The organism is Enhygromyxa salina (assembly GCF_002994615.1).
Classification (GTDB): Bacteria; Myxococcota_A; Polyangia; order Nannocystales; family Nannocystaceae; genus Plesiocystis; species Plesiocystis salina_A.
Genome location: NZ_PVNK01000283.1, coordinates 16,427 through 33,865 on the forward strand (window position 1 = coordinate 16,427; position 17,439 = coordinate 33,865).

General features: G+C 70.7%; 12 protein-coding genes and 1 pseudogene. 4 read left to right on the forward strand and 9 right to left on the reverse strand.

All coding sequences use genetic code 11. From position 1 onward, the window contains the following. Nucleotides 1-6: 6 nt before the first annotated feature. Entirely contained in the window at nt 7-507 is a 501-nt protein-coding gene (locus ENSA5_RS32980) for a DUF1854 domain-containing protein (protein ID WP_106395701.1), read from the reverse strand. A 2-nt stretch (nt 508-509) separates the two neighbouring features. Further along, complete coding sequence (locus tag ENSA5_RS32985) at nt 510-2,810, reverse strand: ABC transporter ATP-binding protein (protein WP_106395702.1); 2,301 nt, start codon at nt 2,808-2,810, stop codon at nt 510-512. Between the two features lie 174 nt (nt 2,811-2,984). Between ENSA5_RS32985 and galE the strand changes: the two genes are divergently transcribed. Genes galE through ENSA5_RS33005 form a run of 3 tightly spaced genes read left to right on the forward strand, consistent with a single transcriptional unit; the run spans nt 2,985 to nt 8,787 of the window. Further along, nucleotides 2,985-4,043 carry a UDP-glucose 4-epimerase GalE gene (gene galE, locus ENSA5_RS32990; RefSeq protein ID WP_106395703.1) on the forward strand — a complete coding sequence of 353 codons (1,059 nt, stop codon included), beginning with the start codon at nt 2,985-2,987 and terminating at the stop codon, nt 4,041-4,043. Further along, on the forward strand, nt 4,040-7,777 hold the full coding sequence (locus tag ENSA5_RS38695; RefSeq protein ID WP_181198406.1) for a glycosyltransferase: 3,738 nt from the start codon (nt 4,040-4,042) through the stop codon (nt 7,775-7,777). Before galE ends, ENSA5_RS38695 begins: the two co-directional genes overlap by 4 nt. A gap of 32 nt (nt 7,778-7,809) precedes the next feature. After that, the gene (locus ENSA5_RS33005) at nt 7,810-8,787 is read left to right on the forward strand and encodes a phosphotransferase (RefSeq protein ID WP_146156373.1); all 978 of its coding nucleotides are present in this window, start codon (nt 7,810-7,812) and stop codon (nt 8,785-8,787) included. Between the two features lie 21 nt (nt 8,788-8,808). On the opposite strand, the gene ENSA5_RS33010 is transcribed toward ENSA5_RS33005, so the two are convergent. Genes ENSA5_RS33010 through ENSA5_RS33030 form a run of 5 tightly spaced genes read right to left on the reverse strand, consistent with a single transcriptional unit; the run spans nt 8,809 to nt 15,583 of the window. Then, a complete protein-coding gene (locus ENSA5_RS33010; protein ID WP_106395705.1) occupies nt 8,809-10,212 on the reverse strand; it encodes a leucyl aminopeptidase family protein in 1,404 nt (467 codons plus the stop codon). Nucleotides 10,213-10,256: 44 nt separating this feature from the next. Continuing rightward, complete coding sequence (locus ENSA5_RS33015; protein WP_181198407.1) at nt 10,257-11,015, reverse strand: PP2C family protein-serine/threonine phosphatase; 759 nt, start codon at nt 11,013-11,015, stop codon at nt 10,257-10,259. Between the two features lie 52 nt (nt 11,016-11,067). Beyond that, nucleotides 11,068-12,150, reverse strand: coding sequence for a pseudouridine synthase (locus tag ENSA5_RS33020; RefSeq protein WP_106395713.1), 1,083 nt, complete (start codon nt 12,148-12,150; stop codon nt 11,068-11,070). 5 nt (nt 12,151-12,155) lie between these two features. Further along, the gene (locus ENSA5_RS33025; RefSeq protein ID WP_106395707.1) at nt 12,156-13,457 is read right to left on the reverse strand and encodes a molybdopterin molybdotransferase MoeA; all 1,302 of its coding nucleotides are present in this window, start codon (nt 13,455-13,457) and stop codon (nt 12,156-12,158) included. Continuing rightward, a complete protein-coding gene (locus ENSA5_RS33030) occupies nt 13,454-15,583 on the reverse strand; it encodes a LysM peptidoglycan-binding domain-containing protein (protein ID WP_106395708.1) in 2,130 nt (709 codons plus the stop codon). The genes ENSA5_RS33025 and ENSA5_RS33030 overlap by 4 nt, the downstream gene beginning before the upstream one ends. A gap of 46 nt (nt 15,584-15,629) precedes the next feature. On the opposite strand from ENSA5_RS33030, the gene ENSA5_RS33035 reads away from it, so the two are divergent. Beyond that, nucleotides 15,630-15,881, forward strand: coding sequence for a Sec-independent protein translocase subunit TatA/TatB (locus ENSA5_RS33035; RefSeq protein WP_106395709.1), 252 nt, complete (start codon nt 15,630-15,632; stop codon nt 15,879-15,881). Between the two features lie 39 nt (nt 15,882-15,920). On the opposite strand, the gene ENSA5_RS33040 is transcribed toward ENSA5_RS33035, so the two are convergent. Both ENSA5_RS33040 and ENSA5_RS33045 read right to left on the reverse strand, forming a co-directional pair. Beyond that, nucleotides 15,921-16,670 (reverse strand): hypothetical protein, encoded by a 750-nt coding sequence (locus tag ENSA5_RS33040; RefSeq protein ID WP_146156374.1) that lies wholly within the window; start codon nt 16,668-16,670, stop codon nt 15,921-15,923. A gap of 122 nt (nt 16,671-16,792) precedes the next feature. Further along, nucleotides 16,793-17,439: pseudogene (locus tag ENSA5_RS33045) on the reverse strand (hypothetical protein); the annotation flags it as partial.

A 17,439-nucleotide genomic window follows, 5' to 3' on the forward strand; every position in this document is an offset into this window, starting at 1 on the left:
GCCCCGTCACATCTTCGCCTCGAGCGACAAGCGGCTCGCGTCGTCGAGCGCGTCCATGTTGGGGATCTCGTAGCGCATGCCGTTGACGTCGGTGAACAGGACCCGCCCGCCCGGCAGGGTGCGGACGTCGCCGCGTTGCTTGATGTGCACGGTCCGAGGGCCTCGCTCGGTCTCGAATTCCCAGGTGGTGACGCCGCGGTGGCCCGTGGCCCCGACGACCCCCAGGATGAGGGTGGTGAGGTGCTGGTGGGCGAGCTCGTCGCGAACGAGCGCGCGGGAGCGGGGGTCGAGCTCGTCGAGATCGGCGATCATGCCCAGCTCCGCGCCCGCCGGGTCACGCACGAGCACGCAGCGATCGGGCGCCGAGAGGGGGAAGGGGCTGACGACCACGACGCCGCTCACCACGGCACCGTTGGCCAGCTCGAGGTGCAGCTTGTTGAAGGCGTCGCGCCAGAGCCGGATGCCTTCGAGCTTGCTGACAGGGGCGGGCGGGGCGGCGCTGGGCATGGTCAAGCTCCGATCGCTGCGGTCGGGTCGCTGCGGGTCTCGATGTCCACGAGGCGCCTGAACATGCCTCCTTGCTTGGCGAGGAGCTCCTCGTGGGTGCCCAGCTCGGCGATCACACCCTCGTCGAGCACGATCAGCCGGTCGGCGTTGCGCAGCGTGGACAAGCGGTGGGCGATCGCAAAGGTGGTGCGACCGCGGACGAGCCGGGCGATGGCCTCCTGGATGACCGCTTCGGTCTGTGTGTCCACGCTGGAGGTGGCTTCGTCGAGGATGAGGATTCGGGGGTCCTTGAGGATCGCGCGGGCGATCGAGATGCGCTGGCGCTCGCCGCCGGACAGGCGCTGGCCGCGTTCGCCCGTGAGGGTGTCGTAGCCGTCGGGGAAGCGCACGATGAAGTCGTGGGCATTGGCCGCGCGGGCGGCCTCGATGATCTCCTGGTGGGTCGCGTCGGGTTGGCCGTAGGCGATGTTCTCAGCGATGGTGCCGTGGAAGAGAAAGGGCTCTTGCAGCACAACCCCGATCTGGCGGCGGAGGCTCGCCAGCGTGACCGAGCGGATGTCGACGCCGTCGATCTCGATGGAGCCCGCGCTGACGTCGTAGAAGCGACACAGGAGGTTGATGGTCGTGCTCTTGCCTGCGCCGCTCGGGCCGACGAGGCCGATCATCTCGCCGCTGTCGACCTCGAAGGAGAGCCCCTCGAGCACGGGGACGTCGGCCTCGTAGCTGAAGCTGACCTCACGAAACGCCACCGCTCCGCGGATCGCCGGCATCTCGCGCCCGTCGGCCGGGTCTCTCACGCTGGGCTCGGAGTCGAGGACCTTGAAGATCCGCTGGGCCGAGGTCAGGGCTCGCTGGGCCGAGGTGCTAAATTTGCTGAGGCTGTTGAGCGGGCCATAAAAGCGCCACAGGTAGCTGATGAAGGCCACGAGCGTGCCGAGGGTGACCGCTTCGCCCGAGATCACCTGCCAGCCGCCGTAGGACCAGACCAGCACGAAGCCCAGCGAGGTGGTGAAGTGCATCAAGGGGCTGAAGGTCGCGAGCTTGCGTGAGGTCCGGACGTGGGCGTTCATGTAGTCGCGGCTGCTGGCGGCGAAGCGCTCGATCTCGCGGCGCTCCTGGGCGAAGGCTTTGACCACGCGCACGCCGGGGATGACGCTGGCTAGGTGGGCGCTCATCTGCGCGCGCTTGCGCCAGGCCGTGCGGTAGAGCGGCTGAATGCGCCGCACGAAACGTCGCGTGAGCAGGACGAGGAAGGGCGCGGGGAGCAGGGTGACGAGCGTGAGCGAGACATTCATCGCGAACATGATCGAGACGATGATCACGAGGGTCGTGACGTCGCGGATGAAGTCCTGAAACCCCTCGGAGAGGAAGCGCTGCAGATTATTCGTGTCGTTGCTGATCCGATCCATCATCCAGCCGGTCTGGCGCTGATCGAAGAAGTCGAGCGACAAGCCCTGGACGTGGGCGTAGAGCTGGGTGCGCATGTCGTGGGTGACGCGCTGGCTCAGCCACCCCATCAGGTAGGCGCGTATGCCCGAAAAGAGCGAGCTCGAGCTGTGAACCGCGACCATCGCGACGACGATCCAGACAAAGAGCCGGAGGTCGCCGTCCGGGATGACGCGGTCGATGAGCACCTTGGTGAGCAAGGGCTGGGTCATCTCGATGGCGGCCATGAGCAGCATGAGCAGCAGCCCGACCGACATCGGGAGCAGGTAGGGCCGCGCTCGCCCCATGAGCCGGCCCATCAGGCGTCGGGAGTCGAGGCACTCGGTGCACACGCCGACCTTGGGTGAGATGGATTTTCCACACCTGGCGCAGACCTGGAGGTCGCCGTCGGGCCCGTCGCTGCGGCGGCCGCTCGGGCTGGGGGCCTTGTCGAGGTGGCTGGCGGGCGGCGGCCCGAGCAGGGACCTCGCGAGCTCGGCCGCTTTATCGAACCCGGCCTGGTGGGCTCGGGTGAACCAGGCGACCGTGATGGCGCCGCTGCGTGTGTGCGCCTCCAAGAGCCCGCAGCCGCGAAACCGACGGCGCTCGAGCGCCGTGATCTCGGCCATCGGCAGCTCGAGCACCTTCGCCAACCGACTCGTCGCGGTGCCGAGCGCGAGCAGGCGACGGTCGGTGATCACGAGGCAGGCGTCGCCGAAATCTCCGGTCACGAGCATGTCGCTGGTGGCCGCGCCGAGCAGGACCTCGCCCTCGCGCAGGAGCGGGTGAAGATCGTTGACGAGCGCATCGGGGAGGCCCGCGTCGGGGACCTCCGCGAGGGCGTCAATCGGTTTGGCGCTGTCGACCTCGAGTGGCATGGAGTGGTTGGGCGCTCGTCGAGAATGTGCAGTATGGAACGACTGCAGTCAGAAGGCCCGCGGCCGCAGTTGGCGCCTCGGACCCGATCAACTCAGCGTGGCGCGGGTGACAATGAGTGCTATGAAAATGCCTGGGTCAGATGGCGATAATTGCTTCGGCCTAATGGCGATACGATGGCACCTGGTCACAATCACAATATCCTCGTTGTTGGTGGTGCGGGCTACATCGGAGGCCACACTTGCAAGGCGCTGGCCCGAGCGGGCTACCTCCCGGTGACCTACGATAACCTCGTTTCGGGGCACGAATGGGCGGTCAAGTGGGGGCCGCTCGAGCACGGCGACATTCGAGATCGTTCGCGCCTCGCCGAAGTCATCGCCCGCTACCGACCGACGGCCGCCATCCACCTGGCAGCCTACGCGTGCGTCGGCGAGTCGGTCGTCAACCCGGCCAAGTACTATCATAACAACGTCGTGGGCACCCTGAGCCTGCTGGAGGAGCTTCGCGCGGGCGGGGTCGACAAGCTGGTGTTCTCCAGCACCTGCGCCACTTACGGTGCACCGCTTCGGCTGCCGATCGATGAGGCCCACCCGCGGAGTCCGGTCAGCCCCTACGGTCACAGCAAGGAGATGATCGAGCAGATATTGCGGGACTACGATCGGGCCTACGGCTTGAGGACGATCGCCCTGCGCTACTTCAATGTCGCGGGCGCAGATCTCGAGGGTGAGCTTGGCGAGGACCACGACCCGGAGACCCACCTGATCCCGCTGGCGATCGAGGCCGCTCTGGGTCGGCGGGCGGCGCTGAGCATCTTCGGCGACGACTTCCCGACCCCCGACGGGACCGCGATCCGCGACTACATTCACGTGGTCGATCTGGCGGTCGCCCACCTGCACGCGCTGGAATACCTCGAGTCCGGGGGCGCGACCACGGCCTGCAATCTGGGCACCGGCTGCGGCTACTCGGTCCGCGAGATCGTGAGCGCCGTCGAAGAGCTGACGGGGCGCGAGCTCGACACGAAGATCGCTCCTCGCCGCGCCGGCGATCCTCCGGCGCTGGTCGCCGCACCCGAGCGGGCCTACGAGCTCTTGGGGTGGCGGCCGCTGTGCTCCGGTCTCGCGACGATCGTGGGCACGGCGATCCGCTGGGCCCGCGCGCAGAGCTCGGGCGAGGCCCGGGCCCAACACGCCGCGCCACGCCCGGTTGGCCGCGACGCAGCGCGCTCGGGTGCATGATGGACGGTGCCCGCACAACACCGGCCCCACGGGCTGCGAGCCGGCGCGAGGCCGCGATCGCCGACGAGCTGGCTCGGACCTCGAGGCCGGGCCCGCGCCCGCGGGTCCGGGGAAAATTCCTGGTCATCGGCGACCACGAGCTGTGGGTCCGCGGGGTCACCTACGGCACCTTCGCCGGGCAGACCGAGGGCGAGGACTACCCGCCCGACGCGGTGCTCGAGCGCGACTTTGCGACCATGCGGGCCAACGGAGTCAACGCCGTGCGCTGCTACACCGCGCCGCCCCGGCGGCTGCTCGACGCCGCCTGGCGCCACGGGCTGCGCGTGATGGTCGGGCTGGCGTGGGAGCAGCATGTCGCCTTCCTCGAGGACCCCGGCCGGGCGCGGGACATCGCCCGCCGTGTCGGCGAAGGGGTCCGCCGCTGCGCCGGGCACCCGGCGGTGCTGTGCTACGTGATCGGCAACGAGATCCCTGCCTCGATCGTGCGCTGGCACGGGCGGCGGCGCGTCGAGCGGTTCTTGCGGCGTCTCTACCGAGCGGCGAAGCGCGAGGACCCGGACGGGCTGGTCACCTACGTGAATTTTCCGACCACGGAGTATCTAAACCTCCCGTTCCTCGATCTGTGCTGTTTCAACGTCTACCTCGAGTGTGACGAGCAGCTCGCGGCCTACCTCGCTCGGCTCCAGAATCTGGCCGGCGACCGGCCGCTGCTGATGGCCGAGATCGGCCTCGACAGCCAGCGCAAGGGCCTCGACGAGCAGGCCAGGGGCCTCGCGGGGCAGGTGCGCACGACCTTCGCGGCGGGCTGCGCCGGGGCGTTCATCTTTGCGTGGACCGACGAGTGGCACCGCGGTGGCTGCGAGATCGAGGACTGGGACTTCGGCCTGGTGACCCGCGACCGCCAGGCCAAGCCCGCGCTCGCGGCGGTCCGTCGGGCCCTCGTCGAGGTCCCCTTCGCCGCCGACGAAGCGTGGCCACGGATCAGCGTCGTCGTGTGCAGCTTCAACGGCGCGGCGACAATTCGCGACACGCTGCGAGGCCTGCGGCGGCTCGAATACCCGGATTATGAGGTCATCGTCGTCGACGACGGCTCAACCGACGCCACGCCAAAGATCGTGGCCGAGTACCCCGAGGTGTGGCTGATCAGGACCGAGAACCGCGGGCTCTCGGCGGCGCGCAACCTCGGCTGGCAGGCGGCCGAGGGCGAGATCGTCGCCTACATCGACGACGACGCGTACCCCGATCCGCACTGGCTGCACTTTCTCGCCCATGGGTTCACGACCGGCGACTGGGTCGGCGTTGGCGGCCCAAACCTCGCGCCTCCCGGCGACGGCCCGATCGCCGATTGCGTGGCCAACGCGCCCGGCGGCCCGGTCCAGGTCCTGATCTCCGACGTTGAGGCCGAGCACATACCGGGCTGCAACATGGCCTTTCGGCGCGAGGCCCTCGCGGCGATCGACGGCTTCGACCCGCGCTATCGTGCGGCTGGCGACGACGTCGATCTGTGCTGGCGACTGCAGGAAAGCGGCGGCCGCATCGGCTTTCACGCCGGGGCGATGAATTGGCATCATCGTCGCAATTCCTTGATCGCCTACTGGCGTCAGCAAATCGGTTACGGCAAGGCCGAGGCGCTGCTCGAGGACAAGTGGCCCGAGCGCTACAGCGCGGTCGGTCACCTCGCCTGGGCCGGTCGGCTATATGGGCGGGGCGTCCAGCTTGCGATCCCCTTTGGTCGCGCGCGGGTCCGCGGCGGCGTCTGGGGCTCGGCGGCCTATCAGTCATTGTATGAGCCGGCCCCATCGGGGTTGCTGGCGCTTCCGCTGATGCCGGAGTGGTGGCTGGTGATCGCAGCCCTGGCCGCGCTCGCGCTCCTCGGCCTGTCGTGGCCGCCTCTGTTGTTGGTGGTCCCGGCCGTGTGCCTGGCGATCGCCGCTCCCCTCACTCAGGCGGCGATCGCCGCCTCCCGGGCGCGCTTTCCCGTCGCCCCTCGCTCGCGCGGCGAGGCGCTGCAGCGCTGGCTGCTGACCTTCTGCATGCACCTCGTCCAGCCGCTCGCGCGTTTGACCGGCCGGATCCGCCATGGCTTGACGCCGTGGCGGCGGCGGGGAAGGGCCTCCACGCTGGCGCGCGCCAGGCCGGCGCAGGAGCCGATCTGGGCCGAGTCGTGGGAGTCTCCCGAGCGTCGCTTGGAGCGACTGGAGGGCGCGGTGCGGGCTCAGGGCGTGATCGTGCGACGCGGGGGCGAGCTCGACGACTGGGATCTCGAATTGCGCGGCGGGCTGTGTAGCTACCTGCGGACGGTGGTCGCGGTCGAGGAGCACGGTCAGGGCAAGCAGCTCATTCGTGCGGCCGCGCGCCCTCGGACCGCGATCCTCGCGCGCGTGTCGACGCTGGTCTCGCTCGCGCTCGCCGTCGCCGCTGCGCACGGCGAGGCTTGGATCGCCGCAGCCGCTCTGCTCTTCGCGGCCTTGGTCTTCGCGCGCAAGATCCAGCGCGACCACGCGGTGGCGCTCGGCGGCTGGGTCGCGGCCTGGGACCAGCTTCGCAGCCGAAGTGCGCGCGGCGTCGCGGTCGCGCAGCCCGATGAGACTGGGCCCGATGAGACTGGGCCCGATGAGACTGGGCCCGATGAGGCTGGGCCCGATGAGACTGGGCCCGATGAGACTGGGCCCGATGAGACTGGGCCGGCCCAGGTGGCAAGGGGAGCCGAGCCCGAGCCGCGCGAGCCGACCCCCGCTGCCGACCCACGCCCCGTCGCGGTCGCCGAGCAGGCGCGTCATCCTGCGGCGACTGCCTGGGCGCGGATCTCAGCCAAGCCGGTCCGGGCGGTCGCCCCGATCCGGGAGCCGCGACCCTTCTCGCGCAACTCGGCGATCTACCGGCTGTGCGGCGCCGGGGTGTCCGGGGGCGACGTGATCGCCAAGCACGCTTCGCGGCCCGTCTTCGAGATCGAGCGGGTCGCTCACGAGCAGGTTCTACCGCGCCTGGCGGTGCCGCGGATCCAGCTCTACGGCGCGGTGGAGTCCAACCGCGATGGTTGGTTGTTCCTCGAGGACGCGGGCGAGCGCGCGTTCGACGACGACCACGGCGGCGTCGTCGCGACCTGGCTGGGTCGCTTCCACGTCGCCGCCGCGGCGGCTTCGGCCACCGCCGGCTGGCCGCTGCCGAGTCAACACGCGAGTCGGTTCCGGACCCGACTCGAGGTCGCGCTCGAGCGGGTCCACGATGCGCTGGATCAACCTCGCGTGGCTGATGAGGACCGCCGCAAGCTGCGGAGGCTCGTGTCGCTGTCGGACGCCCTCCTCGCTCGATGGGCCGAGCTCGCGGGGCTCGCCGACGCGATGCCGACGACCCTGGTTCACGGTGACCTGGCCGCCAAGAATGGCCGGCTGCGGACGAGCTCGGCGGGTCTCGAGCTGGTGATGCTGGACTGGGAGATGGCTGGCTACGGCAGCCCGGCGATCGACCTCGGCGCGCTGTGGTACGCGTACGCCGATCCGCGGCCGCTGATCCTGGGCCCCTACGCCGCGGAGGTCGGGCGCGCCTGGGGATGCTCCGACGCAGACATCGAGCGGGCCACGCTCGCCGGACGGGCGCTGCGGATCGTGGCGGCGATCGAGTGGGCGAGCGTGTCGCTGCCCTATCCGCCCGTTGCGCGCTCGGTCCGGAAGCTGCGCCGTCATGTCGGACGGCTCGAGCAGCTGATGACCGATCTCGGGCCGGGGCTGCCATGACGAGCTCGGGCCGAGAGACGACCCTCGCGCTGGTGCGGGAGTCGTTGGAGCAGGGGCTCTCGGCCCAGCGCGGTCGCGCGGTCGCGTTGCGTGAGCTGAACCCGGCGCACAACGATTACGGGTCGAGCTTCGCGGTCGCGCGGCTGCGCGCGGTGCTCGACGATGGCGAGCCGCTCGCGGTGGTCCTCAAGGACCTCAACCCCCTGCACCAGTCCGTCGAGGCCCGCAGCGTCCGCCGGACCGGGCTCGGCCGCAGCCGCCGCGAGCTGTGGATGTACCGCGAGGTCCTCGACAGCGAGGGGCTCGCGACGCCGCGCTTGTACGGTCACCGCTGGGAGCCGAAGCGCGGGCTGCTGTGGCTGCTGATTGAGGATGTCGGCCCCGAGCGGCTCAGCCGGGTGGGGGAGTTCGACCTGTGGCTGGCGGCGGCCCGGTGGTCGGCGCGGCTGCACCTCGCGCTGAAGGATCTCGCCGGGGGCGAGGCCGCCCTCATGCGTCACGACATCGCCGAGTCGCGCCAGCACGCGGCGCAGATCACCGCCCGGCTAGCGGAGGTCTCGGTCGAGCAGCGGGCCGTGATCCGGCGGGCGCTGGAGCTCCACGACGAGTTCGTCGATACGCTCGACGAGCAGCCCTGGGGGGTGATCCACGGCGAGTACACCGCCAAGAACATCGTCGTCCGCCGGGGGTCCCCCGACCGCCAGATCGCGGTGCTCGACTGGGAGACCGTCGCTCACGGCCCGCTCTATCGAGACCTCGCCGACATCAGCGCCGGCGACTGGACGCGCGAGCGTCGTGTGGCGATGTGGCGGGCCTATCACGATCAGTACTGCCGCGACTCGGGCCGAGCCCTCGCGTGGGACCGCTTCTTCCGCGAGGTCAGCGAGGTCGCGCTCGTGCGGGCGGTCGCGTGGTTGGCGTGGTGGTCGCGGGAAAATGGCCGGCACATCGTCCGCTGGGTCGACGAGCTGCGCCGGCTCACCACCCAGTTCTTCGCGCCAGCGAAATGACGAGCGCTCCGCGGCCGCGCGTCAGCCCGCGTAGCGCCGACGGAGCATCTCGAACATCGCGCGGACGCCGAACACCTCCCCGCCCGCCGGTCGCCCGGGCCGGGCGTGGAGGTTGTAGCCCATCGTGTCGATGTGGACCCACTTGGTCTTGCTGGACACGAACTCCTGGAGGAAGAGGGCGGCGGTGATCGCTCCGCCCTGGCTGACGTTGGCGATGTTGTTGATGTCGGCGACGCGGCTGTCGAGGTGGCGGCGGTAGCTGCGAAACAGCGGCAGGCGCCAGAGCGGATCGATGGTCTCGGTGCCGGCGGCGAGGATGTCGGCGGCGACCTCGTCGTCGGTCGAGAACATGGCCGGGAGCTCGGTCCCGAGCGCGATCCGGGCGGCCCCGGTCAGGGTCGCGAAGTCGATCAGCAGGTCGGGTTGTTCGCTGTCGGCCTCGGCGAGCGCGTCGCACAGGATCAGGCGGCCCTCGGCGTCGGTGTTGCCGACCTCGATCGTGATGCCCTTGCGGGTCTCGAGCACGTCGAGCGGGCGGAAGGCCTCACCCGAGATCGCGTTCTCGACCGCGGGGATGAGCACGCGCAGGCGGACGGGCAGCTTGGCGTCCATGACCATCTGCGCGAGCGCGAGGACCGAGGCCGCGCCGCCCATGTCTTTTTTCATCAGCTTCATGCCCGAGGCGCTCTTGAGGTCGAGGCCGCCGCTGTCGAACACGACGCCCTTGCCGACGAGGCTGAGCTTGGGCGCGTCCTCGTCACCCCAGCGCAGATCGATCAGCCGCGGGGCCCGGGGGCTGCCCATGCCGACCGCGTAGATCGCCGGGTAGTTGGCGCTCAGTAGCTCCTCGCCGACGATCGAGTCGATCTCGGCGTCGTGCTCGGTCGCGATCGCCACGGCCTGCTCGGCGAGCTCGCTCGGGCCGAGGTCGCCGGCCGGGGTGGTGATCAGATCGCGGCCGAGGAAGATCGCGTTGCGGGCCCGGGCGACGGCGCGGCGGTCGACGCCCGCGGGCCAGACCAGCGAGGGGAAGGTCTTGTCCTTGGCCTTGCCGGTCAGGTAGCGCGAGAAGCGATAGGTCCCGAGCGCCCAGCCGAGCGCGGCGTCGTGGGCGAGCTGCGCGTCGAGCTCGCCCTCGAGCTGGTAGCGACCCTTGGGCAGCCTGGCCGGCAGCACCGCGAAGGACCACATCGCGGCCTTGCTCGGATCGCGGGTCGGCTTGCCGAGCCCGAGCACGACGCGCTTGAGCGAGCCATCGCGGCCCGGCATCAGCGCGATCTTGCCGGCGTCAGCCGTGTACGCGGTCGCCTTGAGCCAGGCTTGGGCGCTCTTGCCCTGACCCTTGACCCAGCCCTTGTAGGCGTTGCGGGTCAACGCGACGATCGGGATGGTCTTGGCGTTTGCGCGGGTCGAGAAATTGTCCATCGCGGTTGACCCTAGCCGGTCCCGCTTGCCAAGCCAACAAGCTCCTAATCCACGAACTCGATGAGCAGCGAGGTGATGTTGTCGGAGCCGCCCTCGCCGTTGGCGAAGCGGATCGACTCGAGCACCGCCTCCTGGACGTCCCGGGCCATGATGTTGGCCAGGGCCTTGTCGTCGAGGTAGCCGTGGAGGCCGTCAGAGCACAGCAAGATGCGATCGCGAGGAAACAGGGGGATCGGCAGGGTGTCGACCTCGACGTAGTCCTTGTGGCCGACGGCGCGGGTGATGACGTTGCGGATCCGGGACTTCTTGGCCTCTTCCGGGGTGATCAGGCCGTGCTTGAGCTGATAGTTGACCAGGGTGTGATCTTCGGTCAGCTGCGACACGCGATCGTCACGGGAGAGGTAGACCCGCGAGTCGCCGACCTGGCCGACGATGCCGAGCGAACCCGTCACGTAAAAGGCCGAGGCGGTCGTGCTCATGCCGCGTTGATCGGGGTTGAGCAAACCGAGCGAGTGGACCATGTATGTGGCGTTTTGGATCGCGCCACGCATCAGCTGGCACAACTTGCCGACGCTCTCGGGCCCGTGGCCTTCCTCGGCGAGCTGCTCGAGGGTCTGCTCCTCGCGCTTGAACCACTCCCAGATGAAGTCGACGGCCTCGCGGCTGGCGATCTCGCCGCGGGCCCGACCGCCGACACCGTCGCAGACCACAAACAGGCCGAGCTCGGGATCGGCGAGGAATGCATCCTCGTTGTGCGAGCGCTTCATGCCCACGTCGGTGTGCCCGAAGTAGCGGACGCGCATTGAGGTCAACATAACACGACCGGCCGACTCGTTGGCCCGTCTCGATCGAGGTTCAAGCCGGCGGCCAAAAACCGGGGGGCGGATCGGTGTAGATGGGTCGTTCTCCGGGAAAAACGGCCGAAAGATCGATCGCGCAAGCGTGCAGGTGGATCGCGGTGCCCGGCGTCGATCCCTCTTGTGCGCGGACTCGACCGTACTTCCGATCACCGAGGATCGGCAGGTTGACCCACGAGAGGTGGACCCGGGCTTGGTGTCGAAGCCCGGTCTCGAGCACGAGGCGAACGAGGCGCTGGGATCCGCGATGGGCGAGCGGGACCACGACGGTGCTCGCTCGACGGCCATCGAGCCGAACCGCGCTGCGCCTGGGGCCATCGGGCCCGATCGCTGCGCGAATTCGTACGGCGTCGCCGGCGAGGTCCGGGAGGCGCTCACTCCCACTTTGGAGGGCGTCGAGCAGCGGCTCGAGCCCGGGTGCCGCGAGGGCCTCGTCGAGCGCGCTCGCCGGCCCGAGCGGGTCGATCCAACCGCGGAGGCCGCCCTCGGGCAGGGGCGGTGGCCAGGGGGCGGCGTCGTCGAGCGCGGTGCAGACGGCGAGGTAGTGCTTGGCGAAGCGCTCGTCGCGAAAGCCGGCTCGGGCGCGCTCCCAGGTCGCGCGCGAGCGCGCGAACGCGACGACCCCCGAGGTCGGCCGATCGAGGCGATGGATCGCGCCGCCCTCGCGCGGATCCTCGGACGCGTCGGCGCACTCGGGGAAGCGGGCGGCGAGCGCCGTGGCGAGGACGCCGGGCTGCGCGGGGGTCAGGGCCACGGTGTGGACCCCGGCGGGCTTGAGCACGTAGACGAAGTCGTCGCTCGTGGCGAGGATCTCGAGCTCGTCGAGCGTGGGCGCGTCGCGGTCTTCGCTGAGCCGGAGGTCGAGCTCGAGGCGCTGACCGGCGCGGACCCGGGTCGCTGGCGGCTGGCGCCGACCCTCGACGCGGAGCTTGCCAGCCCGGGCGAGGGCTCGGGCCTGGCGGCGCGAGAGCGCGGGGATCCTGCGGCCGAGGACGACGTCGGCGCGCTCGCCCTCGTCCTCGTCGGCGACGACGTGGGTCAGCGAGCGCGGCTCGGGGGGCGGCGTCGTGTCGTTGTTCATGGTCTTCACTCGCGCAGGATCAAGGCCTCGAGCTCCTCGCCAGCGTCCACGCGATCGCGGCCGGCGGGGACTCGGACCAGGGCGTCGAAGTCGGCGATCGAGCGCAGCGCCCCCGACAGCTGCTTGGCCAGCGGGCGGGCGCGGCCATGGGCGTCGATCGTGGCCCGGACGAAGTGCTCGCGGCGGCGGTCGCCCTCGGCCGGGCTCGCGAGCTCGACGAGTCGACGCGGGCGCTGCCAACGGTGGCGGGCGAGGCCCGACAGGGCCCGGACCAGCGGCCGAGCGAGGAGCTCGAACGCGACCAGGGTGCTCGCCGGGTTGCCGGGCAGGGCCAGGACCGGCAGCGGCTGGCCCCCGGCCCGGGGCAGGTGGCCAAAGGTCGTCGGTCGTCCCGGGCGCAGGGCCAGCTTGCGAAAGCTCAGCTCGAAGCCGAGCTCGTCGAGGACCGGGAGGACGAGGTCGTGGTCGCCGACCGAGATGCCGCCGCTGGTCACGAGCAGATCGGCGGACTCGGACGCGCGCTCGATCGCCGCGCGCATGGCCGCGCGGGTGTCGGGCACGGTCTCGAGCGCGAGCGGCTCGCCGCCGGCCTCGCGGATCTGGGCGCCGAGCAGCATCGCGTTGGTCGAGACGATCTGGCCCCGGGCCGGGGTCTGACCGATCGCAACGAGCTCGTCGCCGCTGCTGAGGATCGCGACGATCGGTCGGCGACGGACCGCGACCGCGGCGTGCCCGGTGCCCGCGAGCAGCGAGGCCTCGCCCCCGCCGATCGCGGCTCCGGGCCCGAGCAAGAGCTCGCCCTTGGCGACGTCGCTGCCGGTCGGGCGGATCCAGCGACCGGGCTCGACCTGAGCGAGGGCGGTTGAGGACAGCTCGATCAGCACGCGCGCGCCGAGCTCGATCCGGCGGGTGTCCTCTTGGGGGACGACGGCGTCGGCTCCCGCGGGGACGACGGCTCCGGTTGCGATCCGGACGCAGGTCCCGGGCTCGAGCGCAGCGGTCGAGGGGTGGCCGGCCGCGCTCTCATGTTCACTCTGGAGCTCGACGGCGAGGGTCTCGGCGTCGTGGACGTCGCGGGCCTCGAGCAGGTCGCGGCTGCGGACCGCGTAGCCGTCCATGATGCTCAGCGGCGCGCTCGGGAGCGGCCAGCGGGCGTGGCAGGGCTCGGCGAGCACCCGGGCGATCGCCGCCTCGACGCCGACTTGCTCGCTGCCGATCGCGTCGGGCCTCGCGCTGTCGAGGACCCGCGCGACGGCCTCGTCGACGGTCAGCGGGGAGCTGGGCAGGTTGGTCACGGGAGTGGTCACTCGTTGTCGTAGCGCTTGCCCGGGACCCGCGAGCGCTCGGGGGTCGAGGCCTCGCGGGCGCCCGGTTTACTGTCGGTCGAGCTTGGGCCGCCGTCGAGCCTCGTTGCGACCTCGATCTCGGCGGTCAGGGTCGTCGGCCGCGGGTCGGGCGCGGTGACCGTGCCGCGGGTCTTGCCCTTGGCCACGTAGACGAGGATCACCTCGCCCTTGTCGAGCGATTTGTTGCGCGGGACCCCGTTGATGCGGGCGAGCGAGCCGAGCGAGAGATCGAATTTCTTGGCGATCTTCTTGAGCGAGTCGCCCTTGTCGACCTTGTAGCCCCGGCGCACGAGCTCGCGCTCGGCGAGGACCGCGTCGAGGTGCGCGGCCGTGCCCCGGATGACGTAGCGGGCCGCGCCGAGCTCGACGATCTCGACGCCGGCCGCGGCCGCGCTGAACCCCTCGGGGACCAGGATCTGCAGCATCTGCCCGTCGACGAGGCGGGCGTCGGGATCGAGGTCGTTCCAGCTCACGATCTGCTGCCACGCGACGCCAAAGCTGGACGCGATCGCGGTGCTCGAGCTCGCGCGCGTGACCCGGAAGAACACCAGGCGGCTGCCGCTCGGGACCGACAGCGGCGGGACCGCGACCAGCGGCGGCAGCTGCTTGGCGCTCGGGTCGGGGGCGCCGTCGGCCGGGACCACGAGGGTGACGCCGCCCCGGACCTCGCCGCTGTCGTGGACCGCGTTGAGCCGGCGCAGCTGCTTGGTGGTCAGCCCGTAGCGCGCGGCGATGCTGTCGAGGTCGTCGCCGAGCTTGACCGTATAGGTTGCCCAGCGCTGGTCCGGCGGGGGCTCGAGCTCGCCGTCGAGCTGCTCGAAGGCCGCGTGCTTGGCTCGCGGGATCCGGACGACGGACGGGCCACCCTCGGGCGGGACGCGGGCCCGGAGGTAGGCGGCGTTGACCTCCGCGAGCAGATCCTCGTCGACGTCGAGGGCCTTGGCGAGATCCTCGATCCGGGTCCCGGCGGGGATCTTGACCTCGATCAGATCGAGGCGCGGCTCGGGCGTGCCGCTGACCTTGAAGACCTCGCGGTTGTGGCCGACGATCGCCGCGGCGATGATCTTGGACACGTAGTTGCGGGTCTGCTGGGGCAGGGCGTTCTCGATCTCGGCCAGGGCCCAGAAATTGTTGGTGTTGTTGGTCCGGATGCTCTGGACCACGAGCCCGTAGCCCGCGTTGTAGGCCGCCAGCGCCAGCTCCCAGGTCCCGAACCGGGTCTTGAGGTCGGCGAGGTAGGTCGCCGCCGCGTAGCCCGAGCGCTCGAAGTCGAGGCGATCGTCGACCCAGTACTCGACGTCGAGGCCGTAGACCCGACCGGTCGGCTCCATGAACTGCCACATGCCCGCGGCCCCGACCGACGACTTCGCGCTGGGGTCGAAGCCGCTCTCGATCATCGCGACGTAGACGAGGTCTTCGGGCACCCCGACCTCGGCGAAGATCGCTCGGAGGCGCTGCTCGTAGCGGCCCATGCGGTTGAGCCACGCGGCGATCAGGCGCTGGCCCTTGGGGTCGTCCTTGAAGTAGTGGAGGTAGTCGACGGTCTGCCGGTTCCAGCGGACCGGGAGGTCGGGCAGGGTCAGCTTCTCCATCCACGCGGACGGGGGCTTGTCGACGATCGTCTGGCGTGGGGCCGCGCCCTCGGGGAACGCGGTGTCTTCGAAGGCGGTGAGCTCGCGGCGGAGATCCTCGTCCCAGCGTCGATCCGGGCTCGCGTAGGCCACGTGGATCGACGCACCTTCGGGCCGATCGCCCCGGACCCGCATCCGCGCCCGGGAGTCGGCCCAGACCGCGCGATCGGGATCCCAGCTCGGTCCGATCTGCTCCATCCCGGGCGGCGCGACCCGGACCTCGGCGTCTGGCTTGGCGTCTGGCTTGGCGTCGGGCCCAGCGTGGGCGAGCGTCGACGTCAGCGACAGCCACAGGCCGATCGCCAGGACCCCCGCGCCGTGTGCGCGAGGCCTGCGGGGGCGGCTTCGTTTGCCCTCGCGTCGCGTCGCTGCGGCCTCCGTGCTGTCTCCGCCGCGGTGGTCCGAGACAAAGCGGGACGCCCGCCCTTGCGAGTCCGACGGTGTGAGCGGGTCCATCGGCCCCACGCTAGCAAAGCGCCCGGAAGAGGACTACCGTGTCCCCATGCTCCTGGGTTTCACCCTCGGCCCCGCGGAGATCGCCGTCATCGTCCTGATCGTCGTGCTCATCTTCGGCCCGTCCAAGCTGCCCCAGCTTGGATCCAGCGTCGGCAAGATGCTGCGTGGGTTCAAAAAAGAGATGAAGTCGATGAACGAAGAAGACGCAGCGTCCGACGACGACGCGGCGCTGCCCCGGCCCAAGCCTGGCGAGATCGACGTGACCCCGGCCAACGAGAAAAAATCCGCCTCGAGCTGAGCGTGCTCGTTCGCCCGTCTGCCCGCCTGCCTGCTCGCCTTACTGGAGGCTGGCGAGGCGGCGGTGGATCGCCGCGAGGACGCGGGGCGGAAGCTTGTGATCGCGGCCCAGCTCGCGCAGCTCGACCCGGTTGAGCAGGCCGACGAGGCGCAAGGCCGCGGCCTCGGGTAGCTGGGGGTTGCGCAGGAGCGCGCGCCGGACCCGGCGGCGACAGTTCCAGCGCCGGTTGTGGAGCACGAGCTCGAGCACTGCAGCGCTCGCGCGGCGGGCCGTGGCCAGGCGGAGCACGTCGTCTTCGGTCAGCCTCGGGTTGCGCAGGAGCAGGGCGACGACGTCGGCGTGAGGATCGACGAGCAGGCGCTCGAGCACGTCTCGCTTCCAGCTGCGGGCCAGGCTCTTGCGCTCGCCGAGGGTCAGGGGGCGCGTGCCGGGTGTCAGGGGCCGGGGGGCCGCGGCGAGCTCGTCGATCTCGCTGGTCTCGGTCGAGAACAGCAGCTCCTTGCACGACTCGAGCCCGTGGCGCTCGGCGGCCTCGAAGATCGCGCGGCGATCCTCGTAGGGCAGGCGGTCCGAGCCCGCGAGCTCGATCGCGGCCAGCAAGCTGACGTCGTAGGGGGGGCCACCCGCGCGTCCGGCCGTGGCGAGGGCGTCGAGCAACCACGCGGCCGCCTCGGGCTCGCAGGTCAGCAACACTTCACACAGCGTCGCGACTCGCATCTGCGGCTCGGGCAGCACCGCGAGCCGCCGCGCGACGGCGTGGGCGTCGGCGGGCTGAGCCGGATCGGTCACGACCAACAGGCTACTGAAAAAAGTTGTATCGGGCCCACGACGAGTTGTGGCGACAAGGCATCGGGCGTCGGGCGCGGCAAGACCCAATCAAGCCCTGCAAGCGCCCGACCTCCAGAGGCGAGCTACTTGTCGTCGGCTTTGGTCTCGGCCTCGGCCTCGGCCTCGGGCGCGGGCTCGACGGGGACGCCGAGGTCAACGCCCAGCTTGTCTTGCAGCAGCGGCCTGGGGTCGGGGTTGTTGGTCTCGATCACCGACCAGGTCATCAGCCCGGCGACGGCGAGCAGGATCGTCAAGAGCAGCAGCTTGAGCGCGGTCCCGAGGGCGCTGGGCTTCTTCTCGCCGCCCGGTTTGGCCTGGGGTTTGGCCTCGGGCTTGTCGCCGGTCGCCGGGGCGGCCTCATCGGGGCTCGCGCTCGTGATCGGCGCCGGTCCAGGCGTGTGTGGCGGCGCGCGCCGTGCCTCGGGCTGTGGCCGCTCGACCGGTGCCGGCTCTTCGTCGACCGAGACCTCGAGCTGCGCGTCGTCGGGGATCTCGATCTCGGCCTCGACCTCGGCCGTGGGCGGCGGGCCGACGTGGGTGTCGATCTGGGCTTCGCTGCCGTCACCGCCGTAGCTGGCCGCCGATTGCTGCGGGTCTTGGGCGGCGGCGGGCCGGCGGACTGGGGGCGGCGCCCCGTGGGAGATCAGGGTCGGCCGTGAGCGGGGCGGGTGACGGACTGGCGGCTTGTCGTCGGGCTGCCGCACCGGGGGCGTGGCGGGCCCAGCTGCGG

What these genes read in the sequence shown, in the direction of transcription:
- ENSA5_RS32980 (WP_106395701.1), bottom strand. Translation starts at nt 507, where the DNA reads ATGCCCAGCGCCGCCCCGCCCGCCCCTGTCAGCAAGCTCGAAGGCATC.
- ENSA5_RS32985 (WP_106395702.1), bottom strand. Translation starts at nt 2,810, where the DNA reads ATGCCACTCGAGGTCGACAGCGCCAAACCGATTGACGCCCTCGCGGAG.
- galE (WP_106395703.1), top strand. Translation starts at nt 2,985, where the DNA reads ATGGCACCTGGTCACAATCACAATATCCTCGTTGTTGGTGGTGCGGGC.
- ENSA5_RS38695 (WP_181198406.1), top strand. Translation starts at nt 4,040, where the DNA reads ATGATGGACGGTGCCCGCACAACACCGGCCCCACGGGCTGCGAGCCGG.
- ENSA5_RS33010 (WP_106395705.1), bottom strand. Translation starts at nt 10,212, where the DNA reads ATGGACAATTTCTCGACCCGCGCAAACGCCAAGACCATCCCGATCGTC.
- ENSA5_RS33015 (WP_181198407.1), bottom strand. Translation starts at nt 11,015, where the DNA reads ATGCGCGTCCGCTACTTCGGGCACACCGACGTGGGCATGAAGCGCTCG.
- ENSA5_RS33020 (WP_106395713.1), bottom strand. Translation starts at nt 12,150, where the DNA reads ATGAACAACGACACGACGCCGCCCCCCGAGCCGCGCTCGCTGACCCAC.
- ENSA5_RS33030 (WP_106395708.1), bottom strand. Translation starts at nt 15,583, where the DNA reads ATGGACCCGCTCACACCGTCGGACTCGCAAGGGCGGGCGTCCCGCTTT.
- ENSA5_RS33035 (WP_106395709.1), top strand. Translation starts at nt 15,630, where the DNA reads ATGCTCCTGGGTTTCACCCTCGGCCCCGCGGAGATCGCCGTCATCGTC.